Below are 24,322 nucleotides of genomic sequence, written 5' to 3'. Positions count from 1 at the left end.
AGCCTTTAGTCTTTTCCGCAACGTATCGGTTCGAAGGCGCGCAAAATCGGTCGCACCGGGACGTCGCGACATTGCCCGCCAGAGATGTACGAGACCTTATCCAGACCTGGGGTTGATCGACGCCGGACGGGCTCGCAGGGGACATGGTGAGCGCTTTGTTGAGGTTTCGCCGACAATTGCGGCCCGCGTGCTTCAGGTCAGTTCACTCAAGCCGCCGAACGGTGACCATCGGCAGTTGCGCGGCTTGCAGCGGCCTCCGCTCGCAGCCGCCTGGCGCGGCGCGCGCCGATCCGCGCGCCGCTGCTCCAGGACGCCTGCGACGTCGCAGGCGCGGGCAATCCGCTCGATCGGCGCGGTCGCCAGATTGAGGACGGCGCGGCCGAAGCCCTTCACGAGCTCGATCGCGTCATCGACAAGGGTGGTGGTCAATTGAAGTGCTAGGGTCTGCATCTGAGTGACCTCCTATGCCAACTTGAGCAACGCTCAAATTAGTAGTATTAAAATGAACATTGTTCAAGAAGAATCGCGACGAGACCGAAAAAGCTTCAGCGGCGGGCCCTGCTGATCGAGATCGCGGGTCGGTCAATCGCCACTAAAGGCTTGAAATCACTCAAGGTTCGCGATGTCGCCGAGGCCGCCGGCTGCTCCATCGGCAGTGTCTATAATGAGTTCGGCGACTTCGACGGGTTGATCCTGACCGTGAACCGGGAGACCGTTCACGCCCTGACCACACGCCTCAAGGCGGTCCCGGCCGACGATCCCCTGCGCCAGCTACACGGACTTGCCGACGCCTATCTCGGCTTCGCCACCGAGCACGCCAATCTGCTGCGCTCGCTGTTCGAGCACCGGATGGAGGACGATCGGCCGTTTCCGGAAGACATCCTCACGATGGTGATGGACGCGTTCGCGCTGATGCATGCGCCGCTGCTCCGGTTGCTGCCCGATCGCGATCCCGGCGACGTCGCGCTGCTGTCGCGGACGATGTTCTCCGCGGTCCACGGCATCATCTCACTCGGCCTCGAGGAGCGCATGGTCGCCGTCCCGCCCGAGATGCTGCGCGAGCGGCTCGCGCAGTTCGTTCGACACGCATCTGGCGGGGCTCGGTGTTTCGCGGCGCACGTAATCACACCGGGTGCGTCTCGATCAGGTTTGACTGCGTGCAATGCGGCCCGGGTGGGCAAGGGTCCAGAGCGGTTCGAGGAACGCGACACCGGTACCTCCCTCGCGGAAGACGAGCTTGAACTCGATCCGTCCATCCGCGGTGATGGAGGCGGAGTGCAGTCCGGTATTGCCGTCATAGCGCAAGACGTCGTCGAGGACATATCCGGTGAAGCCGCCGGAAAAGCCGGGCCCGGGTACACGGCTGTGCGGCATCGCCGGGCCGTTCACGAGATAGCCGGTCGCGACACCGTCCCGATCGACATTGGTGACGATCATCATGAATTGGCGGTGCGAGTTGATCCATCCCTCGGCGCTCACCCACACGCCGAGAAAGCGGCGGACATTGTCCGGTACGTCACTTGCCGGCGCGCGAACGCGATAGGCGGGAAGCGGCAGCTGCTTCTCGGCGGCCAGCGCGGTGATCCGCTCGACATCCTGCTCCGGCACGATGCCGTGATCCTGCGGCACAAGCCAGTGCGCCAATTCGGCCAGAGGATGCCACATCCCGTTGGCGAGCGGCGGCACGGATGCGAATGATGCGAAGGCGATCACCGACAGGCCGGCGATCAGCGACCATCGGGGAAGCGCGGCCAAGCGTGCTGCGATACCGCGTGGAGCGGACGTTCGGCGCGAGACGTTCTGCGATCCATGATCGTGCGGCGGCGGCAGCGGCCTGGCATCGAGACGATAGCCGCGGCGAGACACCGTCTTGATGATGCGGTGGTCATCATCGCGCAGCTTCAGGCGCAGCTCGCGGATGCACTGGACGAGCGAGTCGTCGGAAACCGCGACGTTACCCCAGACCGCCTCGTGCAGATCCTGCTTGGATGCCAGCCGTCCGGCATTGCTGGCGAGATAGCCGAGCACCGCGAATGATTTCGGCCTGAGATCGAGATCGACACCATCCACGCGGGCTACGCCGCGGGCGAGATCAAGCTCAAAGGAATCAAATATCAAAACGGAATCAGTCGCCGGGTCCATAGAGGTCACTCCATGCCCACAGACGGCACCAATCGGGAAAATTTAGCAGGAAATTCGCCGTTCTGTCACTTCTTCATCAGGACTTCCCTGGCGCGAAGCCGATAGTCGCGAACCGGCCCGGCATCATCTCCGGGCTCGCGGGAGGTTGGCCATGTCGAGTACCCGGTTTGCCATGTTGGTCGGGGCCGTTCTGGCGCTTGCGGCGGTGCGACCGGGACCCACCCAGGCGCAGGACGTCGTAAGGGTCGGGCTGGTGATGCCATTGACCGGCGTTCTGGGGCCGGTCGGCGAGCAGGCGGTCGCCGGGGCGCGGCTCTACATGGCGCAGCACGGCGACATGGTCGCCGGCCGCAAGATCGAATTGATCGTCCGGGACGATGCCAGCCTGCCCGACAATGCCAAGCGCATTGCGCAGGAGCTGATCGTCAACGACGAGGTCGCGATCCTCGGCGGCGGGTTGACGCCGAGCGTGCTGGCGCTCGCGCCGCTTGCCAATGAGAGCAAGACGGCGACCGTCGTCATGGTATCGGGCACGTCGATCGTGACCGAACGGTCGCCTTACTTCGTGCGCACCAGCTGGACGCACGCGCAGCAGGCCAGCGTGCTGGCGGATTGGGCGGCGCGGAACGGATCGAAACGGGCCACCATCATAGCGTCCGACTGGGCACCCGGGCGCGAAGCCGCCGGCGTATTTTCGGCGAGCTTCACCGTGGCCGGCGGAACGATCGTCGAAGCGCTGAAAGTGCCGCTGGCCAACCCCGATTTCGCGCCGTTCCTGCAGCGCGCGTGGGATGGCAATCCCGACACCCTGTTCATTTTTGTCCCGACGAGCCAGGCCGGTATCCTGGCCAAGCAGTTTGTTCGAGCGTGGGCTCGACAAGAGCGGGATCAAGCTGATCGGCCCCGGCGACATCGCCGACGACGAGGACCTGCCGGGCATGAGCGATGCGATGATCGGCATGATCACGGCGGGGTTCTACTCCGCCGCGCATCCATCCGACCTGAACCGCGACTATGTCGCGGCGTTTCGCAAGGCCAACGCGAATGTTCGACCGAACTTCATCAGCGTCAGCGCCTATGACGGCATGCATCTGATCTACGAGGCGCTGAAGGTGACCGGCGGCAAGACCAATGGCGATGCGCTGGTCGAAGCCATGAAGGGTATGGCCTGGGAAAGCCCGCGCGGCCCGATGTCGATCGACCCGAAGACGCGCGAAGTCGTCCACGACATCTACATTCGCAGGGTCGAGAAGGTCGGCGGCGAGCTCTACAGCGTCGAGCAGGAGACGTTCAAGGCGGTCAAGGACCCCACCAAGGTCGCGAACCGATGAGGGAGGCGCAGTAGCAGCTGATCCGGCTTGGCGCGTAGGCCTTTGCGGTGTCCCGGCATAGCGGGTGACGGCCGACACAGGACTTGCGTTCAGACCATCCCCCCTGCAACACGACCGATCCCGAGCCAGCAAACCAGCCTCGTCCAACGCCACTCCGACGCTTCAGGCGCGCGCCCGCGCAATCGTGCCGCCGACGATCTGCATGGCAACGCCGAGCACCCAGCCCGCCATGATGGCCGCGGTCCAGCCGATGTCCGGCTCGCTGCGCAGCACGACGACGCCAACCGAGAAGAACGCAACCATCGTCGCGAGGAAGGTCCCGATCGCGCCGAGCAGCTCCGCCGCGTCGATCTTGCGCATCGAGGCCGAATCCTTCGGATGGAACAGCTTGGGCGGCGTATCGATGCCGAGATAGAAGCCGATCGCTCCGCCCAGCATCATGACGAGCAGGAACGCCTGCGAGGTCAGCGCCGAGACGCTCGAGCCGACATGGATGGCGACAAACAGACCGCTTGCGGCTCCCGCCAAAGCAAGGCCGAAGCGCTCAAGGACGTGGGCAAATTTTCTGACGTGGCTGCGCATGGCTGTGCCTCATCAATGAATTGCGCCGCTATTAGGCTAGGCCTTTTCGCAGCAACGCGAAAGCGGTCACCTCTCACATGGCCGCGACCACGTGACGCTTTGTGCGCTAGTTCACACCTATCGCGGCATGGAATGATTAAAGAGCGATCAAAGGTAGCAAACGATCCGGTCCCTGCTACGCTGCGCCATCCGCTTCATTCGTTTCAGCGAGCGTCTTTCAATGCCGAGTCCGAAGATCATTATTCTGTCCGATGGCACCGGCAACGCCGCTTCCAGCGTCTGGCGCACCAATGTCTGGCGGATCTTCCAGTCGCTCGATTTGCAGGGCAATACGCAGGCCGCCAAGTATGATGACGGCGTCGGCACGTCGAAATTCATTCCGCTGGCAATCCTCGGCGGCGCCTTCGGCTACGGTCTCAAGCGCAATATCCTCGACGCCTACAAGTTCATCTGCCGGAACTACGACCACGCGAACGATTCGAAGGTCTACCTGTTCGGATTCAGCCGCGGCGCGTTCACCGTGCGCACGCTTGCCGCGCTCATCCTCGATCAGGGCTTGATCGTCGCGGACACCGAATCCGAGTTGCACGACGGCGCGGTGAAGGCCTATCGCGCATACCGGGCCGAGGGCTACCACTCGATCTGGCGCATCGAGGTGCTGTTCCGCGCGCTGCGTGACTATGTTCTTGTGCCGCTGTGGGATCGCCTTCGAGGCAACAAGCCGTATGCAAGGATCGCGCGGAAGCCGGTGCCGGCGATCGAGTTCATCGGCATCTGGGATACCGTCGCGGCCTATGGCCTGCCGATCGACGAGATGACGCGCGGCATCTCCAACTGGGTGTGGCCGCTCGAACTACCGAACCGGATTCTCAAGCCCGAAGGTCAAGTGCGCGCGACACGCGCTGGCGCTCGACGACGAGCGCACGACCTTTCATCCGGTGCTCTGGACCGAGCAAGAGCCGGGGCAGCCCGCACCGGCCGTGCCGACCAGCATCGATGGCGAGCGCCTCGTCCAGGTCTGGTTCGTCGGCATGCACGCCAATGTCGGCGGCGGCTATCCGGACGACGCTGTCGCATTCGTGCCGCTGGCCTGGCTGGTCGACGAAGCCGTCAAGCGCGGCCTCGCATTCAAGAGCGCACCGATCGCCGACCCTGACGCGATCAAGTCAATCAAGTCGTCCGAAGACAAGGATGGCCGCCTCTACGATTCGCGGGCGGGCCTCGGCGCGTACTACCGGTACGGTCCGCGCAAGGTCGCCGACCTCTGCAACGATCCCTATGCCGGCGTCAGCGTGCCGATGCCGAAGATCCACGAGAGCGTGTTCGAGCGGATCGACAGCGGCGCCAATGCCTATGCCCCGATCGGACTTCCGCCGAACTACGTGGTCGTCTCGCGCAGCGGCCAGGTCACCCCGCTCGGCGCCAATACGTTTGAGACGCCCGCGGGCGCACCGGCGCGCTATGCCGCGCAGGAGAAGCTGTGGAACTACGTCTGGCTGCGGCGGATCGCCTACTTCGCCACGCTGGCGGCGTCGCTGCATCTGGCCGCGTTCTGGCTGTTCCACAACCAGCACAAGGAGCGCGAATTCAGCTCCTATGTCAGGATGATTTCGGAGCTGGTGCGCTTCGTTCAATCATTCCTGCCCGATTCCTTTCATTGGTGGACCGATTGGTACGCCGGCAACCCGGAATGGTTCGCCGGCGGCATCCTCGCTGTCATCGTGCTGATGGGCGCCGGCAGTTCGCTCAGCGCGACGATCCGGGACAGGATGCGGATCATCTGGCGTGACCGCGCGAAGCCGACGCCACTCTCCGGGTTCATGCACGATGCGATCTATCGATTCCGTACCAGCGCGGTCTATCAGTGGATTCTCAATGTCGGAAAGCGGCATGTCGTCCCTTTCCTGCTCACGGCCCTGCTGGTCTGGTTCAGCGCGACGCTGGTCAGCCACTTCCTGTTCAATCTCGCCGATTCGACGGGGGCATTCTGCAAGGGCACTGCAACGGACAAGCTTGTCGCCGTCGACAAGGGCATCCCGCAGGATGCCGCCGACTTCGACACCGGCGCCATCTGCGCGCCGACCGGCCTCAAGGTCCGCACCGGGTTCAAATACGAGATCGCGATCACGATGTCGGAGCCATGGGAGGACGCCGGCCGCGCGGTGACGCCGATCGGATACCGGACCTCGACCATCGAAGGCACAAAGCAGTTGCGCGGCTATTTCGCGATCTTCCTGCGGCGGATCCTGTTCCGGCCATGGTTCAGGCTGATCGCACGGGTCGGAGAGACCGGCGTCGACGAGTATTTTCTCGACTCCCTGCCGGTGTCGAACACCGACCCGCAGGTCTACAAGGCGCGTTTCACCGCCGATCGCAGCGGCGAGATCTTCCTCTACGTCAACCAGGCCGTCATCAGCCTGCCCTGGGTCTGCGGATGGTTCTACGGCGACCATAAGGGCAAGGCGAAGGTCACGGTGCGGTTGCTGTAGGAAGCCGCGATCGGGCCCACAGCATCGCGGCCCAACGGGTGCGCACGACGTGACCGATCTGTGATCCTGCCGACAGACCAGGTTGTAGATTGTCTGGCATACTCTCCTTGCTAGATCAGCTGCCCCGACGCCCGGAACGATCCGACGCGACTTCAGGGATCGCCGGGCGACGTTGACGCGCCAGGTTCATGTCGACCGGATATTTCTCAGCCGCGATTTGGAGGCATCACCATGATTTCCACAATTCAGGCGTTCCCGACCACCGACGGCATCTTCGTGGTCTGGGAGGTCGCGGCAATGATCCCGGACTGCCTCGGCTTTGCGCTGTATCGTCAGCAGCAGGGCAAAAGTGCAACCGTGGTCGACACCTGGGTCGGGTTCGAGGACCAGGCGCAGGATCACAAGCCGGGCGAACATCGGCCGAGCACCGAATGGCCGGTGCAGAAGACGAACTGGACCGATTTCCTGGCGCCAACCGACGCGCCGGTCCGCTATGGCGTCGTTCCGGTTCTCAAGGACGGCGCCGCCAAGGTGAAGCCCGCCTACAGTGCGCCAGCGACATGGACCGAATACGTCTCCGCCATGCCGACGGGCCCGCTCAAGCCGTGGTTCAACCGCGGCACGATCTCGGCGCAATGGCTGTCGCGCGCGATCGGCAAGGACAAGAAGCCGGCGCAAACCCTGGAGAAGGCGATCTCGACCAAGGGCAACAAGATCCGCGACTTCCTCAAGGGCCAGCTCGGCGCCCGCCTGCTGGCGCTGTTGGCCGATGCAAAGAAGAGCAAGCGCGACGTCTATCTCGCGCTCTACGAGCTCAACGACCCTGAGCTGATCGCCGCGCTGACCGCGATGAAGGGCAAGGCGCACGTCGTGCTCGGCAACAGCACAGGCAAGCCCGACGCCACCGCCAAGGACACCGAAAAGAACGCCGGCGTGCTGAAGAAGGCCGGCGTCGACATCGTTCGCCGCAAGATCGCGCCGAGCCGTTACGCCCACAACAAGTTCGCGGTGTTCTGCGACGGCGCGCAGAAGCCGAAGGTGGTCTGGACCGGCAGCACCAACTGGACCCAGACCGGACTGTGCACCCAGAACAACAACGGGCTCGAGATCACCGACGACAAGGTCGCGGCGGCCTATCACGACCATTGGAAAGCGATCTACGCCGACGGCAGCAAGTTCGCCGAAGGCGCTGGCCGTGGCCGGCGATCACGAATGGCCCTTCACCATCGGCATGTCGAAGCTCAGCGTCTGGTTCACGCCCACCACCAGGAGCGGCGACCTCAAGGAAGCCACCAAGATGATCGAGGACACCGAGCATGGCGCGGTGTGCCTGATGCTCAATCCCGGCAACAAGGGCCTGCTCGGCCCGATCCTGGAGAAGGCGCAGGACAAGAAGCTTTATGTGCGCGGGGTGCTCAACAATTTCCCGGCGCAGGGCAAGGACAGCCCGAAGGATCAGCTGCAGCTCCTGGCCGGCGACGGACAGCAGCAGGTCTTCAAGGGCAAGCAGATCGCCGACGTGATCCGGCCCGCCGGCATCGACAAGACCGCGGACTGGTGGGAGCACGAGATCAAGAACACCGGCAAATTCATGATCGCCGTACACAGCAAGATGATCGTGCTGGATCCGGCCGGCAAGAACCCGGTGGTCATGACCGGCTCGCACAATTTCTCCGACCGCGCCAGCACCAAGAACGACGACAACCTCGTCATCATCAGGGGCGATTCGCAGCTGGCGCTGACCTATGCGGCGCGCATCGTCAGCATCTACGGCCAGTATCGCTGGCAGGCCTGGCGCAACACGCCGGAGGGCCAGAAGGACAAGGGCCTGAAGCGCAGCGACACCTGGCTGAGCAACCGCATCGGCAAGGGCTGGGCGGAAACCGAAACGCGGTTCTGGCTCGGCACCGCCTGACGCCGGCGATCCGTCATGAACAAGGGGCGGCGTTACCGCTGCCCCTTGTTATCCTCACCGTCAAACCTACGCCGCGCGGCCGACCGAGGCGTCGAGATGCTTCAGCCGCGGCAACACCTCCTGCTTCAGCAGCCGCAGCGAATTGTGCCAGGCTTCCGGCTTGTGCTTGTAGTCGAAGCCGAACACCAGCAGCACGCCGAAGCCGCCGACCTCCTGGTAGATCTTCTCGATCTTCTCGGTGACGGTCGCGGGCGAGCCGACGATCCAGTTGTTGCGCGCGCAATATTCGACCGTGACGTCGCTGTCCGGCACGTCGGGCGAGGCCTTCAGGTAATCCTTGAAACCAAAGTGGCCGAGCAGCGGCAGGAAGTACTCGCCCATCATCCGGCCCATCATGTCGCCGGTCGACAGCTTCCATGCTTCTTCATCGGTGTCGGCGACGAATACCTCGCGCACCATCCGCCAATCCTTGCGGCTCGGCGTACGGCCGGTCTTGGCCGCGCCCGCCTCGACCGAGTCCCAGTGGCTGCCGACATAGGCGGGGTTGAGGTTGAGGCTCATCGGAATGAAGCCGCGCTCGCCGGCAAGCTTCAGCGTGTCCGAATTCTTGGAGAGCCCCGCGACGCCGATCGGCGGATGCGGCGCTTGCTGCGGCTTGATGTGAGGCTTCAAGAAATCGAACATCGTGTCCGGCTTGGTCACGGTCCAGAACTTGCCCTTGTAGGTCCAGGGCGCCGGCTCGGTCCACATCTTCAAAATGATCTCGAGCGCCTCGCGGGTCATGTCGCGGTTCTGTCCCGACATGCCGTCGACATTGAACATCGCCCAGTCGCTCGGCAGGCCGGAGGCCGCGACGCCGAAGTTGAGCCGCCCGTTCGAGAGGTGATCGAGCATCGCGACGCGGTTGGCGAGCTCTGCCGGGTGATGATACGGCAGCAGGAAGCCACCGGGCCCGATGCGGATGTTTTTGGTCTGCAGCAACGCCTGCGCGATCAGGAGATCGGGCGACGGATGCGGCTCCCAGGGCGCGGTGTGGTGCTCGCCGATCCAGGCTTCCTGATAGCCGAGTTCGTCGAGCCAGCGCAGCACCTGCAGGTCCCAGTCGTGGCCCTCCTTCAATCCGCACTCCGGCGGATGCGACGGCATCGCGAAGTATCCGAGTTCCATGGGCTTCCTCTCTTTGTTCAATGCGTGTCTTTCGCACGCGCTTCGAGAGTAGCTGCCCCGGCTACGGCAGAACAATGGCCTTGTCGCATCCGGCTCGGCCGGGATTCATGCGTAGGGCGTATCCTTCAGCATGATCGCGATACCGGAAAAGCTTCGCTCCATGATCCGCAGGAAGGTCTCGCGTGACGTCGCAGCCGACCTGCGGGCCTTGTGCTCGCGAAGCCCTTCCGCATAGGCGACGGTCAGCGCCGTGACCACCATCGACGCGGCGAGTTGGGCATCGGCATCGGCGAGCGGGCGCTTGATGGCTGCCGCCAGCACGCTCGCGAGATCATCGACCAGTTCGTCACGCATCTCGCGCGCCCGCGCCGAGAGCGCCGGGCTCTCGGCGACGGTGCGCCAGAATTTCGCCGTCGCGTCGGTGAATTTCGCGAACGGATGCACGCGATCCGCCAGGCTGTGCACCAGCTTGCGGAGGGTCGCGATCGGCGCCTCACCGGCCGGGCGCTCGGCAAAGGCAGTCCGCAGCAACTGACGGCTTTCCTCTTCACGGTCGAAGAACAGGTCTTCCTTGCGTGGAAAGTAATTGAACACCGTCATCCGGGAGACCTCGGCGGCCTCGGCGACTTCGGCCACCGAAACATTGTCGAAGCCGCGTTCCAGGAACAGCTCGGTGGCAACATCCGAGATCGCCTGGCGCGTCGCCTCCTTCTTCCGCTCCCGCAATCCGCCCTGATTTGACATGCGGGAATTTGTACCATAGTAAATATTATACTTAGTATAATATTATGGTGACGGCGTGACGCGTGAACGAACCGATGTGGTTGTGGTCGGTGCCGGGCCGACCGGACTGCTGCTGGCGATCGAACTGACCCTGGGCGGCGCCGACGTGATCGTGATCGAGCGGCTGACCGAGCCCGACCAGACCATCAAGGCCGGCGCGATCGGCGCGCTGGCAGGCGAGGCACTGGAGCGCCGCGGCCTCGGCGACGCGATGAATGCGGTCGAACGCAGCATGGCGGACAGCATGTCCAGGCTCATGAAGGGCTCGGGCGATGCGAGCGACCTGCCGTTCAAGAAATTCGGCGGTCACTTCTCGGGCATTTTCCTGATCGACCAGACGCGTCAGCGCGAGCCGGACCGGCGGTTGCGCGGGGTGAACCAGCAAGCCCTGGAAAGCATGCTTGCCGAGCGCGCCCACGCGCTCGGCATCGAGATCAGGCGCGGCTGCGAGTTGATCGATTTCGAGGATAGCGGCGACGGCGTCGTGGCGCAAACTAAGGACGCGTCCGGCGAGGCCACGCTGCACGCGGCCTATCTCGTCGGCTGCGACGGCGGACGCAGCGCCGTGCGCAAGCGCGCAGGCTTCGCATTCCCCGGCACCGAACCGACCCTCACCGGACACCAGGCCATCGTCGATCTCGATCATCCGGATCGACTTCTGCCGGTCGGCTGGCGGCGAACGCCGGTCGGCATGATGGCCTATGGACCGATTCCCGGCCGGGTGTTCCTGGCCGAGTTCGACGGACCGCCGGCCGATCGCAGCGCGCCGGTCACGCGCGAGGAGATCGAGACCACCCTGCGCCGGATCAGCGGCGTCGACGTTCGCGTCACCGCCGTCAAGACCGCGACGCGCTTCACCGACAATGCGCGACAGGCCGACAGCTATCGCAGGGGCCGCGTCCTCTTGGCGGGCGATGCGGCGCATGTGCACTCGCCATTCGGCGGACAAGGCCTCAATCTCGGCCTGCTCGATGCGGTCAATCTCGGCTGGAAGCTTGCTGCGGTCGTGTGCGATCGCATGCCCGAAAGCCTGCTCGACAGCTACACGGAAGAGCGGCATCCGATCGCGGCAAAAGTGCTCGCCAACACCCGCGCCCAGGTCGCCTTGATGCGGCCTGACGTCATGACTGATGCCCTGCGCGAGATCGTCGCTGATCTGATGAGCCTCGACGAGGGCACCCGCTATTTCGGCGAAATGATCAGCGGCATCAGGATCCGTTACGATCTCGGCAGCGACCATCCATCGGTCGGCCGGCTCTCCGGCAATTTTGCTCTCGGCGACGACGGCGCGGAAACAACCCTGTTCGATCAGATGGAGGACGGCAGGGCCGTGCTGGTCGATGCGACTGATGGAGCCGCGTCAGCGATCGCGGCACGCTGGGATATCTTCGTGCGATGCGTGCCGCGACGTAGCGGCGCTTCGCTGCTGATCCGCCCGGATGCCTGCATCGCCTGGGCGGCCGACGACGCCGACACGACGGGCCTCGACGCCGCGCTGACGCGCTGGTTCGGACCCGCCATGCCGTGACCTCGCAAGCGAGGTGCGCTGTCAGCGCGTCCCGAACGTGGTCTTGCCGAACAGCGCTTTCTGCGTCGAGGGCTGCGAGCGCCAGTATTGCGGCGGCGCGTTCACCTCGCCGCCGAGTTCGGCGGCAGCGTGCCAGCCCCAGCGCGGGTCGTAGAGCATGCCGCGGGCGAGCGCGACCATATCGGCCTTGCCGGACGAGACGATCTCCTCCGCCTGCTTCGCTTCCGTGATCAGGCCGACCGCCATCGTGGTAACGCCGGTCGCCTCCTTGACCGCCAGCGCCGCCGGCACCTGATAGCCCGGCCCGAGCGGGATCTTCTGCAACGGCGAGACGCCGCCGGACGAGACATCCATCCAGTCGACGCCGCGCTTCTTCAGCTCCCTGGCAAACTCGATGGTCTGCGCAAGGTCCCAGGCGCCCTCGACCCAGTCGGTCGCCGACACCCGCATGCCGATCGGCTTGTGATCCGGGAATACGGCGCGCACGGCGTCGAACACTTCCAGCGGGAAGCGCATGCGGTTTTCGAGCGAGCCGCCATAGCGGTCGGTCCGCTTGTTGGCGATCGGCGACAGGAACTGGTGCAGCAGATAGCCGTGCGCGCCGTGCAGCTCGAGCGCATCGATGCCGAGCCGGTCGGCGCGCTTCGCCGACGCGACAAAGGCCTCGCGGATGCGCGTCAGGCCGGCGTCGTCGAGCGCCACCGGCGCGGCCTCGCCTTCCTTGTGCGGGACGTCAGATGGTCCGACCGTCTGCCAGCCGCCTTCGGCAATCGGGATCAACTGCCCGCCCTCCCAGGGGCGCTGGCTCGACGCCTTGCGGCCGGCATGGGCGAGTTGCATGGCGACCGCCGCTTTCGAATGCTTGCGCACCGAGGCCAGGATCGGCTTCAGCGCCGCCTCGTTGGCGTCGTTGTAAAGACCGAGGCAGCCCGGCGTGATCCGCCCGATATCCTCGACATGGGTGGCCTCGATGCAGAACATCGCCGCGCCCGACAGGGCCAGCATGTTGATGTGGGTGAAGTGCCAGTCGTTGGCGGAGCCGTCGACGGCCGAATACTGGCACATCGGCGAGACCATGACGCGATTGGAGAGTCTCAGGTCGCGCAGTTCGATCGGGGAGAACAGGGTGCTCATGCGGCGGATATCCGGGATCGGGGAGAGGGCCCGGTTAAGATAGAGGCACCACGGCCGATCACCAACCGTCCGGATGGCCGCGCAGGCCGGGGCGCAGATCAGCAATGTCCTGACGGGGTCCCTCCGGGCCGGTGCCCTCAGTCCACCAGCGTGAACTGCAGCAGCAGGTTGCGCTGGATCAGGGAGAAATTGTCGTCGGAGACCATGGTCAGCACGGTCTCGCCCTCCTCCGTGACATGGGCGTCGATGCCTTCCATATTGTCGATCTCGTTGCCGAGATCGGCATTGAAGATCGCGGGGCCGTCGACCACGGCGCCGGGCGCGATATCGGACAGCGCGAGACGGCGAATGCGGATGCCGACGCCGCCGAACCAGGAGAATTTCCGCTCCAGAATCAACAGACCGCCCGACGGCAGCAGGACCGCGTCGCTGATATCGAAATTCTCGCTGCGACGGACGCTGAACTGGCCCGGCGTCTTGCCGCCGACCAGGAAGGCGACCAAATTGCCGCTCGCATCGAGCCCGCGTTCCGAGAATGCGATCAGCGTACCGGCAAGCGGCTGGCCTTTCGGCACGAAGACGAGCCCCTCCAGCCCCTTGTTGTTGGGAAGCTTGCGTGCCGCCGGCGGCAGCGCAATCACCTCGCCGCGCGAGCGGGTAAAACCCTTGGCGAAATCGAAGCGCAGCACCTGGTTGACCCGCTCGAGACCGACATAGGCGAACGAGCCGTCGAGCGCGAGCGATTCCGAATCATACCAGCCGCGGGTCGCGGTGATCGGCCTGCCGTCGGCGCCGAGCAGCGGCGCCGCTTCGACATCCTCGAGCCCGACCATCTCCCGGCCGCGATAGACGATGCGGCCGGTGAACCAGCTGCCCTGGTCGCTGACCGCGATGAAGCGTTCGCCCTTGGCGTCGAGCCGTAGCGCGGAGAGGCCGCCGAAGCCGGAGAACGACGAGGTCAGGATCAGGCCGCTGCGATATTCCAGCGCGCCGAATCGCGTGCGCGCGCGGTCGCGGATATCGAACGACGGCAGCGGCCGCGCGTTGACGTCGATCGAAACCGGTTCGTTGACCCGGTAGGGGCTCGGCCTCGCAGCCGGCCTCGGCGTTGCCGGCGGCTGGGTCGCGCTCTGCGCCTGCGCAAGACCCGGCAATGCGGCGGCCGACAGCCCCGCCGCCATACCCTGGAGGAAACGGCGGCGGCTAGGGGGTGAGCGCATGTCTCACGAGTGGAGGCGGCGCCGGATGCCCGGCGCGGGCGCCGAGCCGTGAGTCTCGCTGAACAGCTCGGCGAGCTTTTCGGTAATGGCGCCGCCGAGCTCTTCGGCGTCCACGATGGTCACGGCGCGGCGATAGTAGCGCGTCACGTCGTGACCGATGCCGATCGCGATCAGCTCGACCGGGGAGCGGGTTTCGATCTCGTCGATGATGTGACGCAGATGCCGCTCGAGATAGTTGCCGGGATTGACCGACAGCGTGGAGTCGTCGACCGGCGCACCATCGGAGATCATCATCAGGATGCGGCGCTGCTCGGGACGCGCGAGCAGGCGCTTGTGCGCCCAGTCGAGCGCCTCGCCGTCGATGTTCTCCTTGAGCAGGCCCTCGCGCATCATCAGCCCGAGATTCTTTCGCGCGCGGCGCCAGGGTGCGTCGGCCGACTTGTAGATGATGTGCCTGAGATCGTTGAGGCGGCCCGGATTGGCCGGCTTGCCGGCCGCGAGCCACGCCTCGCGCGACTGCCCGCCCTTCCAGGCGCGGGTGGTGAAGCCGAGGATCTCGACCTTGACGCCGCATCGCTCCAGCGTGCGCGCCAGGATGTCGGCGCAGGTGGCGGCGACCGTGATCGGGCGGCCGCGCATCGAGCCGGAGTTATCCAGCAGCAGCGTCACCACGGTGTCGCGGAAGGTCGCCTCCTTCTCATGCATGAAGGACAGCGGATGATAGGGATCGGTGACGACGCGCGACAGCCGCGCCGGATCGAGGATGCCCTCCTCGAGATCGAAATCCCAGGCGCGGTTCTGCTGCGCCATCAGCCGACGCTGCAAGCGGTTGGCGAGCCGCGCCACGATGCCCTGCAGATGCGCGAGCTGCTTGTCGAGATAGGAGCGCAGCCGCTCGAGCTCGTCGTGATCGCAAAGGTCTTCGGCGGCGATCACCTCGTCGAACTTCGGCGCGAAGGCGTGATATTCCGGACCGCGCGGCTCGTTCTGTCCGCGCGCATTCGGCCGCGTCGCCTCGCCCGGCGTCTCGTCGTCGCCGAGCTCGCCGTCGTCGAACGTGTCCGACGTGGAGGCCTGCGCGCTCTCCATCGCGCTTTCGCTCATCTCTTCCGCTGACGTCTGCGCCTGGTCGGCGCTCATCTCCTGCGCGGCGTCGGAGTCGGGCGAGCCCTCGGCGCCGGACTGATCGCTCTCGCCGTCCTGATTCTCGTCCTGGTCGTCGTCATCGTCCGAATCCATGTTGCGGTCGTCGCCGAGATCGAGCGCCGACAGCAGATCATGGACGAGGTCGCCGAACCTCGCCTGGTCCTCGGTGAAACGGCTGAGCTTGTCGAGCCGCGAGCCGATCTTGTCCTCCAGGGTCGGACGCCAGAGATCGACCATCTTCTTGGCGGCCGCGGGCGGGGCCATGCCGGTGAGACGCTCGCGCACCAGCATCGCCAGCGCATCCGACAGCGGCGCGTCGGCGCGGTCGGTGATCTCGTCATACTTGCCGCGGTGGAAATGATCGTCGAGCATCGCGGTGAGGTTCTTCGCGACGCCCGCCATCCGCCGCGAGCCGATCGCCTCGACGCGCGCCTGCTCGACCGCCTCGAACACGCCGCGCGCCTGCGGGTTACCCGGCATCAGCTTGCGATGCACCTTGGGATCGTGACAGGCGATCTTGAGCGCGATCGAATCGGCGTGGCCGCGCACGATCGCCGCATCGCGCTTGGTCATCTTGCGCGCCGGCTCCGGCAGCCGCGCCTTGCCGGGCGCGAGCCCGGGGCGCTCGGCGGCGAAGGAGATTTCGAGCTCCGGCTTCTTGGCGATCGCCTTCAGGCACGCCGACACCGAGCGCTTGAACGGCTCGGTCGGCGCTTCCTTGGATCCGGGACGGAATTTGATGTTGGAGGTTGTCATAGCGATTTCGTAAACCAATGGCGCGTTACGCCGCCGGGATACCCCTCAATCGAACCGAACTCTTTATATCCGTTGGCGCGGTAGAAGCCCGGCGCCTGGAAGCTCATCGTATCCAGATAGGATCGCGTCGCTCCGAAGCGCCGCGCCTCGTCCTCGATCGCCTTGATCAGCTTCGCGCCAAAGCCCTTGTTGCGAAACTTCTGCTCCATCCAGAACAACTGGATGAACAACACCGCGGTCCAGACCTCGCCGACGATGCCGCCGACAATCTCGTCGCCTTGCCGCAGCGAGATGGCGAAGCGCTTGTACTTCTGCTTCCCCATCTTCTCGTTGTTGTAGTGGAGCAATCCGCCGAGCACCGCTTTCTTCGTCTGTGTGACTGTGCGCTCGACGGAGATTTTCGGCATGGACTAGCTAAGCGCCACGTTGACCGAGGATTCCGGCAGCTCGACGTTGAAGCAGCGCTGGTAGAACTCGGCGACCAGCGGCCGTTCCAGCTCGTCACACTTGTTGAGGAAGGTGACGCGGAACGCGAAGCCGATGTCGCTGAAGATGTCGGCGTTCTCGGCCCAGGTGATCACCGTGCGCGGGCTCATCACCGTCGACAGGTCGCCGTTGGCGAACGCGTTGCGCGTGAGATCCGCCAGCCGCACCATCTTGTTGACGATGTCGCGGCCTTCCTGGGTGCGATAGTGCTTCGCCTTCGCCAGCACGATCTCCACTTCCTCGTCATGGGCGAGGTAGTTCAGCGTGGTGACGATCGACCAGCGGTCCATCTGGCCCTGGTTGATCTGCTGGGTGCCGTGATAGAGGCCCGAGGTGTCGCCGAGGCCGACCGTGTTGGCGGTCGAGAACAGGCGGAACGCCGGATGCGGCTTGATCACCTTGTTCTGGTCGAGCAGCGTCAGGCGGCCGGAGACTTCCAGCACGCGCTGAATCACGAACATCACGTCCGGGCGGCCGGCGTCGTATTCGTCGAACACCAGCGCGATATTGTGCTGCAGGGCCCAGGGCAGGATGCCGTCGCGGAATTCGGTGACCTGCTTGCCTTCCTTGACCACGATCGCGTCCTTGCCGACGAGGTCGATACGGCTGATGTGGCTGTCGAGGTTGACGCGCACGCAGGGCCAGTTGAGGCGGGCCGCAACCTGCTCGATGTGGGTGGACTTGCCGGTGCCGTGATAGCCGGTGACCATCACGCGGCGGTTCTTGGCAAAGCCCGCGAGGATCGCGAGCGTGGTGGCGCGGTCGAAGCGGTAGTCGCTGTCGACTTCCGGCACATGCGGATCGACTTCGGAATAGGCGGGAACTTCCAGGTCGCTATCGATCCCGAAGACCTGCCGGACCGACACCTTCATGTCGGGCAAGCCGACGGGTTCCTGAGCTTTGGTCTGGACGGCGGTCGTCATTCATCCTCCGAGGTCCCGGGCGTTCCCGAAACCAGATTAATCGTTTGGCTGCGGATGGGTGCTTCGCATAAGCCTAGCAGAGAGCAACGGTTGGCAGAAGCCCGCGAGCAAATCAAAGTTCCGTTGTTCTATCATAAAGATAGGAGCGAAACTCGGTTTTTGGAAGGCTGCCCTGCAAATCCCGCCGTACTTTTGCCGCAGCACCACGACGGCCGGCCCGGGCCGGGCACTTTTCAGCCCGGCGGGGAGTTGTTAGCTCTCAAATCGATAACACCGCCACATGGGAATTTTGTGACTTCATTCCTTGACCCTTTGATCGCGTTCGTTTCGGCCCATGCCTGGCTTGCCTATCTGACGCTGTTTCTGGCCGCCCTGCTGGAGGCGGTGCCGGTGGTCGGCTCCCTGGTGCCGGGGTCGACCATCATCCTGGCGTTGAGCGCGCTGGTGCCGGGCGGCGAACTAAAGCTGTTGCCGGTGCTCGCCGCGGCGGCCGCCGGCGCGATGCTCGGCGACGGCACCGCCTACCTGATCGGCCACCGCAGCCAGCGCGAGATCCTGTCGGCCTGGCCGCTTTCCAACTACCCGCGCGTGGTCGCGCAGAGCGAGGCCTTCTTCAACCGCTGGGGCGTGCTCGCGGTGTTCTTCGCCCGCTTCGTGCCGCCGATCCGCGCCTTCGTGCCGATCACGGCCGGCGCGCTCGACATGCCGCCGGTGCGCTTCTACGCGGTCAACATCCCCGCGATCATGCTCTGGGCGCCGGCGCATGTGCTGCCCGGCGTGCTCGCCGTCACCGCGCTGCATGACTATGCCGGCCTGCCGCATCATGGCCATGTCGGCAAGCATCTGTGGATGTTTGCGGTCGCGGGCGGCGCCGTGATCCTGGCGCTGGCCGTCTGGACCATCCGCCGCCGGCACGGCGGCAGCCTGATCGAACCGGCCAAGCCGGCGAAATAGCTGAGTCTAGATGCTGTTGGTCGTTCCCGCCCGCCCAGGTGCCGGACCGACATAGCGCGCGCGAGGCCTGATCAACTTGCCGAGCTGAAGCTGCTCGCTGGCATGCGCGATCCAGCCGACGCTGCGCGCCATCGCAAACAGCGCAAGCTCGCTGCCCGCGGGCATCCGCAGCGCATGCACCAGCACCGCCAGCGCGTAATCGATGTTGACGAATTCGCCGGTCGCTTCCGCGATCCGCTCCGGCACTTCCCTGGTGAATTTGCGCGGCGCGCCGGCCCGCGTCAGCGCCTCGAGCAGCGAGATCGCACGCGGATCGCCCTTCTTGTAGACGCCGTGCCCGAAGCCGGCGAAACGTTCGCCAAGCGCGACGCGCTCGCGAACCACCGGCGCAACGTCGTTGTCGAGCATCGTCTTGACGAGGCGCGAGGCGAGCACGCCGGCACCGCCATGCATCGGTCCCTTCAACGCGACGAGACCCGCGATCACGGCGTCGTACAAATTAAGCCCGGTCGATGCCGCGCAGCGCGCGGTGAAGGTCGACGCATTCAGTTCGTGATCGGCGAGCAGCACCAGCGCGCGGCGGATCAGGTCGGGCGCGTGCTTGTTGTCAGGCGTCCAGACCCGCGCCACCTGCTCGTGCAGCGGCTCGTTCGATGGCGCAGCGTTCAGCATGGTCGCGACCAGCAGCCGCAGGATGCGGCCGCCGACCATGGCGCGGCCGTCCGGCGCGCGCGTGAAGGCGCCGGGATCGGCGCTTGCCGCCAGCGCCAGCACCGCGACCGTGCGGTCGATCGGCTGGGCGCGGCGCGCGGCCTCAGCGATCGTGCGCATTTCGTCCGAGAGGTGCGGGCAATTGTCCGGTGCGAACGGATCGACGCCGGTGACATCCCACAGCAGCGTCGCGGTGTGCTCCAGCGTGTCGCGCTCGGCGAGCTCGACGCAGTTGACGCCGCGATAGATCGGGCCTTGCTCGGTGATGGTTGCGATCGCCGAATCCATCACCGGCAGGTCGACGTCGAAATTACGGAAGCCCCGCGGCTCCGGCGACGGCACGCGGCGCTCCTTCAACCCCCTGATGTCCTCGGCGCGGTAGCGGTGGCTGCGCGAATCCGGAGATGGCTCTGAGCGGATTAGCCCGCGGCTGACATAAGCGTAGAGGGTCGCCGGCGAGATCGCGAGCTCGGCGGCGGCTTCGCGAGCGGAGAGGTAAAGCTCGGCGGATTTTTTCATATTGATTTATATAATCAAGATTGATCAACTCGTCGAGAGGCCTGACCTTGAAGGGGTGAAGCAAGGAGATCAGGCCATGAATATGCATCTCACCAAGAGCCAGATCGGTCTGGACGGCGTTCCTGCCGCCGAGACCGTGTTGAGCCACGTCGACGGCGAGCGCGGCGAATTGATCATCGCCGGCGAGCACGTCGCCGACCTCGCGTGCAAGTCGAGCTTCGAGGGCGTCACGGCGCGGCTGTGGAACGGCGCCACCGGCAAGGCACTGAGCGAAGCCAATGTCCGCGCCAGCCTCGGCGCCGCCCGCGAACGCGCCTTCGCCCGGCTGCCGGACCTGCTGCCGGCGACGCGCGGCATATCGATCGTCGACGGCTTCCGGGCCGCGATCGCAGGCCTGCGCGGCGAGAGCGGGCTGGAGCATGAGGCGACCATCGTCGGCGCCTTCCCGGTGATCGCGGGCGCCCTGGTCCGGCGAGCCAGGGGCAGCGATCCGATCGCGCCGGACCCGAATGCCGGCCACGCCGCCGACACGCTGCGGATGCTGCTGGGCCGCAAGGTCGAGCCGCGCGAGGTCGCAGCGCTCGACGCCTATCTCGTCACCGTTTGCGACCACGGGATGAATGCGTCGACCTTCACCACGCGGGTGATCGCCTCGACCCAGGCCGACCTGTTCGCGGCGATCACCGGCGGCTATTGCGCGCTGACCGGCCCGCTGCATGGCGGCGCACCTGAGCCGGTGCTCGAAATGCTGGACGCGATCGGCACACGCGAGCGCATCAAGCCCTGGGTTGACGGCGCACTGGCGCACGGCGAACGGCTGATGGGATTTGGTCACCGCGTCTATCGCGTGCGCGACCCGCGCGCCGACGTGCTGAAGGTCGCGATCGAGCGCCTCGAGGCCAGTGGTGCCGACCTGCCATTTGCCGGCGAGGTCGAGGCTTACATCCGCGAGGCGCTGCGGAAAAAGAATCCGGAGCGGCCGCTCGAGACCAATGTCGAGTTCTTCACCGCGATCCTGCTCGACGGGCTGGAAATCCCGCGGCAGGCGTTCACGCCGATCTTTGCCACCGCGCGCGCCGCCGGCTGGACCGCGCACGCCCTGGAGCAGCGGCGCACCGGGCGCCTGATCCGGCCGAGTTCGTCCTATGTCGGGGCAGTGCCGAACGGGTGAGAGCTAGACCGTTTCAACGCTTGCGACGGCGGAGCTACATATTCCGCCGTCGTCCCTGCGAAAGCACTAGCGTCTCTACACGGTTTTGGGGCGCGACAGATCGACTCGGTGCAGCAAGAAGTGGCGTCTCTGCAGCATGTTGTATGATTCTCTCACTGGCGCTTTGATTCGAAGGAGCGCCAGCGATGCAGCCGGATTTGTCTTTGGGTGAGTTCGGGGACGTTCGTCTCGACAAAGGGGGCGACGCTTCTCCGGGCTATGCTTTGCACGCGCAGCGTCTGCTTGCGCCAGATGGCCCGGGGCGATTGGGCTGCCAATATGGCGTTCTGGCGGTTTGTGAACAACCCCCAAGTCACGATCGATAAATTGATTGAGGGCTGGAGCGCGCAGACGCGGACTGCGGTCAGCGGGCGTCATGTGCTGGCGATCCAGGATACGAGCGAGGTCAAGTTCCAGACCCAGGCGGGACGGCGGCGCGGGCTGGGCAAAGTCGGCAAGGGCAATGCTCGCGGCGTGCTGTTGCATGCGATGATGGCGGTGGATGCCGACAGCGGGGTCTGTCTTGGCCTTACTGGCGGCAACGTTTGGACGCGCAAAGGCAAGGTAAAAATCCCGCATGAGCGGCGCGCCTTGGCCGACAAGGAGTCGGCGCGCTGGGTGACGGCCGCCGAGCAAGGCCGCGACGTCCTGGCAGATGCCCGCATGATCACCGTCGTCAACGACCGCGAGGGGGATTTCTTTGCTCACTGGGCGCTGACGCCAGCTGAGAATGTCCATCTTCTGTCGCGTGCCATGCACGACCATGCGCTGGTCGATGGCGACACACTTTATCAGGCGGTCGAGCGGAGCCGCTTCTGCGACAACGCGGTGATCGATCTGCCGCAGCGAATGGATCGGCGCGGCCGGCAGGCCCATCTCTCGATGCGCTTCGGAACCGTCGTGCTCAAGCGGCCGCAGAGGCCCGGCGTCACCGACTTGGCGGAGGGCATCAAACTCAGCTTCGTAGAAGTGGTCGAGTTGCATCCGCCGAGAGGTGCGGAGCCCATTCGCTGGCTGCTCCTGACCACTCATCCGGTCGCCACCGTTAAAGACGCCTGGCAGATCGTCTCCTGGTACCGCCAGCGCTGGATCATTGAGCAACTCTTTCGCTCGCTGAAGAGCCAGGGTTTGCGCATCGAGGATAGTCAGATCGAGAGCGCCGAAGGCCTGATCAAGCTCGTGGCGGTCGCCACCAGAGCGGCATGTATCGTCATTCAACTCGTTCAGGCCCGCAACAGTGGCGAAGAATTGCCAGCTGAATTTGTCTTCACCGCAGAAGAGATCGAGACGCTCAGGGCCATCAACAAAACCATGAAAGGTCGCACCGAGCTTCAGAAAAACCACCATCGCCCCAACACTCTTGCTTGGGCGGCATGGATCATCGCAAAACTCGGCGGATGGACCGGCTACGCCTCCCACCGTCCACCTGGACCAATCACCTTCCACACCGGAATGGCCCGCTTCCAAATCCTCGCAAATGGCCCGACAAACGTGTAGATGCACTAGTGCGAAAGCAGGGACCCATACGCCGCGGCCCATCGATGGGGCAATCGGGCAGACATCTTGTGCAAACGATAACGGCCGGTGGTTATGGGCCTGCTCCCGTGCGCAACTGCGCACTAGGCAGGGGCGACGGAGGCAAGACTTCAGGCCTCGCGCACCACGGTCTTCAGATAATTGTACGCCTTGATGATCTCGATCAGGCGATCCTCGGTGGAGCGGTCGCCGCCATTGGCGTCGGGATGGTGCTGCTTGACCAGCGCCTTGTACTTCGACTTGACGTCTTCGAGCGTCGCCTCGGCCCCGAGCCCCATCACCTGCAGCGCCTTGCGCTCGGCGTTCATGATTTTTCGGGTCTCGGGCTTGGGCTCCGCGCCGCCCGGTCCGGGGCGCCAGCGGCCGCGGCCGTTGAGCTCGGAGAACACGTGGAACGGATCGGCGGCGGCATCGAGACCGCTCTCGCCCTTCTTGCCGTTGTTGGCGCCCATCTTCCAGGTCGGACGGTGGCCGGTCAGCGCGTCCTTCTGGTAGCGCGCGACGTCGTCAGGATTCATGCCCTGGAAGAAATTGTAGGACTGGTTGTATTCGCGGACGTGGTCGAGACAGAAGTGCCAATACTCGCGCGAATTCTCGCGGCCTTTCGGGGCGCGGTGCGCGCCCTTGTTCTGGCAACCCGCCCACTCGCAGGTCACGGCCTGCTCGCCGGCCTGCGCCTGGCGCTTCGCACTGACCTTGGTCGGCTTGATGCGAATGGAGTCGAAGAATTTTGATGAATCGATCGGCATGTTCTCTTTGACTACGCAATGCACAAATCTTCAAGTCTTGACATTGCGCGGACCTCGTTTCCCGCTTGCACCATTGACGAAAAGCTGTCGCGAACCTAACTCCGCCGCCATGAGCACCAAAGACGCTATCATAAACAAGTTGCGTGAAGCTTTCTTGCCGGAAAGCCTCGACGTCGTCGACGAGTTCACATCTGCATGAGGGCCACGTCGGCCACAGACCAGGCGGGGAGACGCACTTCCGGGTATATATTGCGTCTCCGGCCTTCGAAGGGAAGAGCCGGATCGAACGCCATCGCATGATAAATGCGACGCTGGCGCAGGAACTCGCCGGCTCGGTGCATGCGCTGGCGATCCACGCCCACGGCCCCGGGGAAAAGCCGCGCTAGTTCGCGCTTGCCTCAAGACGAAGCAGTGGTTTTCCTCTATGAGAACAGGATGGACCTGCTCCCTGCGTGAGCAGGTGAAACTACGGATTGCACCGCCACGCATGATATGGGGCCATTGATGATCCCTTGCTGGCCACGTTTTCGGTCGATCGTCACCGCCGCCGGCCTGCTCCTGATCTGCGCGATGCGCCCGGCCTCGGCGCTGGACATGCCGAGCCCGTTCGTCCAGGAGGTGCTGATCAAGAGCATCCTGGTCTCGCTCAACGATGCGGTGGCCGCGAACAATTTCACCGTGTTCCACGCCAAGATCTCAAAGCCGTTCCGCGACCAGTTTCCGCCCGACAAGCTCAAGACCATCTTCAAGGACCTGGTCGACAAGCATGCGGTGTTCGACGCCGTGGTTGCCAAGCCGATCGTTCTCGACGAGGACGCCAAGATCGACGACAAGGGCGTGCTGCGGCTGAAGGGACATTTCGACACCACGCCCAAGCAGGTGAAGTATCAGCTCGGCTTCATCCCCTCCGACGGCGCCTGGAAGCTGTCGGGTATCTCGATTGATATCGAGTAGGCCAAATACTGCCGCCTGATCCGTCATCCTGAGGTGCGAGCGGAGCGAGCCTCGAAGGATGCACGGCCCGGCCGGTGGCCGTCGACC

The 24,322-nt window shown here is 64.8% G+C and carries 19 protein-coding genes and 5 pseudogenes; 12 read left to right on the top strand and 12 right to left on the bottom strand.

Annotated features, from left to right (window positions below):
- Positions 1 to 192 precede the first annotated feature (192 nt).
- Positions 193 to 450, bottom strand: a complete 258-nt coding sequence (locus ACSKB9_RS26430) for a hypothetical protein (protein ID WP_092083143.1) — start codon at positions 448 to 450, stop codon at positions 193 to 195.
- Positions 451 to 600: 150 nt separating this feature from the next.
- On the opposite strand from ACSKB9_RS26430, the gene ACSKB9_RS26425 reads away from it, so the two are divergent.
- Entirely contained in the window at positions 601 to 1,698 is a 1,098-nt protein-coding gene (locus ACSKB9_RS26425; RefSeq protein WP_438076756.1) for a TetR/AcrR family transcriptional regulator, read from the top strand.
- Positions 1,699 to 1,902: 204 nt separating this feature from the next.
- Here ACSKB9_RS26425 and ACSKB9_RS26420 read toward each other — a convergent pair.
- Positions 1,903 to 2,142, bottom strand: a pseudogene (locus ACSKB9_RS26420) (winged helix-turn-helix domain-containing protein); the annotation flags it as partial.
- Positions 2,143 to 2,293: 151 nt separating this feature from the next.
- Between ACSKB9_RS26420 and ACSKB9_RS26415 the strand changes: the two are divergent.
- Positions 2,294 to 3,473, top strand: a pseudogene (locus ACSKB9_RS26415) (ABC transporter substrate-binding protein).
- Between the two features lie 162 nt (positions 3,474 to 3,635).
- On the opposite strand, the gene ACSKB9_RS26410 reads toward ACSKB9_RS26415, so the two are convergent.
- Positions 3,636 to 4,055, bottom strand: coding sequence for a hypothetical protein (locus ACSKB9_RS26410; RefSeq protein WP_028336188.1), 420 nt, complete (start codon positions 4,053 to 4,055; stop codon positions 3,636 to 3,638).
- 220 nt (positions 4,056 to 4,275) lie between these two features.
- Between ACSKB9_RS26410 and ACSKB9_RS26405 the strand changes: the two are divergent.
- From ACSKB9_RS26405 to ACSKB9_RS26390, 4 genes and pseudogenes are all read left to right on the top strand, one after another.
- Positions 4,276 to 4,815, top strand: a pseudogene (locus tag ACSKB9_RS26405) (phospholipase effector Tle1 domain-containing protein); the annotation flags it as partial.
- A gap of 142 nt (positions 4,816 to 4,957) precedes the next feature.
- On the top strand, positions 4,958 to 6,544 hold the full coding sequence (locus ACSKB9_RS26400) for a phospholipase effector Tle1 domain-containing protein (protein WP_438080405.1): 1,587 nt from the start codon (positions 4,958 to 4,960) through the stop codon (positions 6,542 to 6,544).
- Between the two features lie 231 nt (positions 6,545 to 6,775).
- Positions 6,776 to 7,636 (top strand): annotated as a pseudogene (locus ACSKB9_RS26395) (phospholipase D-like domain-containing protein); the annotation flags it as partial.
- A 103-nt stretch (positions 7,637 to 7,739) separates the two neighbouring features.
- Positions 7,740 to 8,459, top strand: a complete 720-nt coding sequence (locus ACSKB9_RS26390) for a phospholipase D-like domain-containing protein (RefSeq protein WP_438076754.1) — start codon at positions 7,740 to 7,742, stop codon at positions 8,457 to 8,459.
- Between the two features lie 66 nt (positions 8,460 to 8,525).
- Here the strand turns inward: ACSKB9_RS26390 and ACSKB9_RS26385 are convergent, their stop codons facing one another.
- Complete coding sequence (locus tag ACSKB9_RS26385) at positions 8,526 to 9,626, bottom strand: LLM class flavin-dependent oxidoreductase (protein ID WP_438076752.1); 1,101 nt, start codon at positions 9,624 to 9,626, stop codon at positions 8,526 to 8,528.
- Between the two features lie 105 nt (positions 9,627 to 9,731).
- Entirely contained in the window at positions 9,732 to 10,370 is a 639-nt protein-coding gene (locus ACSKB9_RS26380; RefSeq protein WP_438076750.1) for a TetR/AcrR family transcriptional regulator, read from the bottom strand.
- A 55-nt stretch (positions 10,371 to 10,425) separates the two neighbouring features.
- Here ACSKB9_RS26380 and ACSKB9_RS26375 point away from each other — a divergent pair, with 55 nt between their 5' ends.
- Positions 10,426 to 11,937: an FAD-dependent monooxygenase gene (locus ACSKB9_RS26375; protein WP_438076748.1), complete on the top strand. Its 1,512-nt coding sequence runs from the start codon at positions 10,426 to 10,428 to the stop codon at positions 11,935 to 11,937.
- A 21-nt stretch (positions 11,938 to 11,958) separates the two neighbouring features.
- On the opposite strand, the gene ACSKB9_RS26370 is transcribed toward ACSKB9_RS26375, so the two are convergent.
- The 5 genes from ACSKB9_RS26370 to cobS form a co-directional block, all read right to left on the bottom strand.
- Positions 11,959 to 13,071, bottom strand: a complete 1,113-nt coding sequence (locus tag ACSKB9_RS26370; RefSeq protein ID WP_438076746.1) for an NADH:flavin oxidoreductase/NADH oxidase — start codon at positions 13,069 to 13,071, stop codon at positions 11,959 to 11,961.
- Positions 13,072 to 13,208: 137 nt separating this feature from the next.
- The gene (locus ACSKB9_RS26365) at positions 13,209 to 14,291 is read right to left on the bottom strand and encodes an esterase-like activity of phytase family protein (RefSeq protein WP_438076744.1); all 1,083 of its coding nucleotides are present in this window, start codon (positions 14,289 to 14,291) and stop codon (positions 13,209 to 13,211) included.
- A gap of 3 nt (positions 14,292 to 14,294) precedes the next feature.
- Positions 14,295 to 16,193, bottom strand: a complete 1,899-nt coding sequence (cobT, locus tag ACSKB9_RS26360; protein WP_438076742.1) for a cobaltochelatase subunit CobT — start codon at positions 16,191 to 16,193, stop codon at positions 14,295 to 14,297.
- Positions 16,190 to 16,600, bottom strand: coding sequence for a GNAT family N-acetyltransferase (locus tag ACSKB9_RS26355; RefSeq protein ID WP_028343272.1), 411 nt, complete (start codon positions 16,598 to 16,600; stop codon positions 16,190 to 16,192). Before ACSKB9_RS26355 ends, cobT begins: the two co-directional genes overlap by 4 nt.
- 3 nt (positions 16,601 to 16,603) lie before the next feature.
- Complete coding sequence (cobS, locus tag ACSKB9_RS26350; RefSeq protein WP_057015539.1) at positions 16,604 to 17,602, bottom strand: cobaltochelatase subunit CobS; 999 nt, start codon at positions 17,600 to 17,602, stop codon at positions 16,604 to 16,606.
- Positions 17,603 to 17,893: 291 nt separating this feature from the next.
- Between cobS and ACSKB9_RS26345 the strand changes: the two genes are divergently transcribed.
- Positions 17,894 to 18,556: a DedA family protein gene (locus ACSKB9_RS26345; protein WP_438076739.1), complete on the top strand. Its 663-nt coding sequence runs from the start codon at positions 17,894 to 17,896 to the stop codon at positions 18,554 to 18,556.
- Between the two features lie 6 nt (positions 18,557 to 18,562).
- On the opposite strand, the gene ACSKB9_RS26340 is transcribed toward ACSKB9_RS26345, so the two are convergent.
- Complete coding sequence (locus ACSKB9_RS26340) at positions 18,563 to 19,786, bottom strand: citrate/2-methylcitrate synthase (RefSeq protein WP_438076738.1); 1,224 nt, start codon at positions 19,784 to 19,786, stop codon at positions 18,563 to 18,565.
- Between the two features lie 76 nt (positions 19,787 to 19,862).
- On the opposite strand from ACSKB9_RS26340, the gene ACSKB9_RS26335 reads away from it, so the two are divergent.
- Positions 19,863 to 20,957, top strand: a complete 1,095-nt coding sequence (locus ACSKB9_RS26335) for a citrate synthase/methylcitrate synthase (protein WP_438076737.1) — start codon at positions 19,863 to 19,865, stop codon at positions 20,955 to 20,957.
- A 318-nt stretch (positions 20,958 to 21,275) separates the two neighbouring features.
- Positions 21,276 to 22,493, top strand: coding sequence for an IS4 family transposase (locus tag ACSKB9_RS26330; RefSeq protein WP_438071829.1), 1,218 nt, complete (start codon positions 21,276 to 21,278; stop codon positions 22,491 to 22,493).
- A 149-nt stretch (positions 22,494 to 22,642) separates the two neighbouring features.
- On the opposite strand, the gene ACSKB9_RS26325 is transcribed toward ACSKB9_RS26330, so the two are convergent.
- Positions 22,643 to 23,281 (bottom strand): J domain-containing protein, encoded by a 639-nt coding sequence (locus ACSKB9_RS26325; RefSeq protein ID WP_038387781.1) that lies wholly within the window; start codon positions 23,279 to 23,281, stop codon positions 22,643 to 22,645.
- Between the two features lie 109 nt (positions 23,282 to 23,390).
- On the opposite strand from ACSKB9_RS26325, the pseudogene ACSKB9_RS26320 reads away from it, so the two are divergent.
- Together ACSKB9_RS26320 and ACSKB9_RS26315 are read left to right on the top strand one after the other, a co-directional pair.
- A pseudogene (locus ACSKB9_RS26320) lies at positions 23,391 to 23,667 on the top strand (BolA family protein).
- A 118-nt stretch (positions 23,668 to 23,785) separates the two neighbouring features.
- Positions 23,786 to 24,235 carry a hypothetical protein gene (locus tag ACSKB9_RS26315; protein WP_057015542.1) on the top strand — a complete coding sequence of 150 codons (450 nt, stop codon included), beginning with the start codon at positions 23,786 to 23,788 and terminating at the stop codon, positions 24,233 to 24,235.
- Positions 24,236 to 24,322: the final 87 nt, after the last annotated feature.

It is taken from the genome of Bradyrhizobium sp. BR 1433, assembly GCF_051547665.1.
Taxonomy (GTDB): domain Bacteria; phylum Pseudomonadota; class Alphaproteobacteria; order Rhizobiales; family Xanthobacteraceae; genus Bradyrhizobium; species Bradyrhizobium australafricanum.
This window is presented reverse-complemented; position numbering and strand designations above follow the sequence as displayed.

Excerpts from the sequence above, each read along its gene's own strand:
- ACSKB9_RS26340 (WP_438076738.1), bottom strand. The coding sequence starts at position 19,786 with ATGAAAAAATCCGCCGAGCTTTACCTCTCCGCTCGCGAAGCCGCCGCC.
- cobT (WP_438076742.1), bottom strand. The coding sequence starts at position 16,193 with ATGACAACCTCCAACATCAAATTCCGTCCCGGATCCAAGGAAGCGCCG.
- ACSKB9_RS26380 (WP_438076750.1), bottom strand. The coding sequence starts at position 10,370 with ATGTCAAATCAGGGCGGATTGCGGGAGCGGAAGAAGGAGGCGACGCGC.
- cobS (WP_057015539.1), bottom strand. The coding sequence starts at position 17,602 with ATGACGACCGCCGTCCAGACCAAAGCTCAGGAACCCGTCGGCTTGCCC.
- ACSKB9_RS26410 (WP_028336188.1), bottom strand. The coding sequence starts at position 4,055 with ATGCGCAGCCACGTCAGAAAATTTGCCCACGTCCTTGAGCGCTTCGGC.
- ACSKB9_RS26355 (WP_028343272.1), bottom strand. The coding sequence starts at position 16,600 with ATGCCGAAAATCTCCGTCGAGCGCACAGTCACACAGACGAAGAAAGCG.
- ACSKB9_RS26315 (WP_057015542.1), top strand. The coding sequence starts at position 23,786 with ATGATCCCTTGCTGGCCACGTTTTCGGTCGATCGTCACCGCCGCCGGC.
- ACSKB9_RS26430 (WP_092083143.1), bottom strand. The coding sequence starts at position 450 with ATGCAGACCCTAGCACTTCAATTGACCACCACCCTTGTCGATGACGCG.
- ACSKB9_RS26335 (WP_438076737.1), top strand. The coding sequence starts at position 19,863 with ATGAATATGCATCTCACCAAGAGCCAGATCGGTCTGGACGGCGTTCCT.
- ACSKB9_RS26365 (WP_438076744.1), bottom strand. The coding sequence starts at position 14,291 with ATGCGCTCACCCCCTAGCCGCCGCCGTTTCCTCCAGGGTATGGCGGCG.
- ACSKB9_RS26370 (WP_438076746.1), bottom strand. The coding sequence starts at position 13,071 with ATGAGCACCCTGTTCTCCCCGATCGAACTGCGCGACCTGAGACTCTCC.
- ACSKB9_RS26330 (WP_438071829.1), top strand. The coding sequence starts at position 21,276 with ATGGCGTTCTGGCGGTTTGTGAACAACCCCCAAGTCACGATCGATAAA.
- ACSKB9_RS26385 (WP_438076752.1), bottom strand. The coding sequence starts at position 9,626 with ATGGAACTCGGATACTTCGCGATGCCGTCGCATCCGCCGGAGTGCGGA.
- ACSKB9_RS26325 (WP_038387781.1), bottom strand. The coding sequence starts at position 23,281 with ATGCCGATCGATTCATCAAAATTCTTCGACTCCATTCGCATCAAGCCG.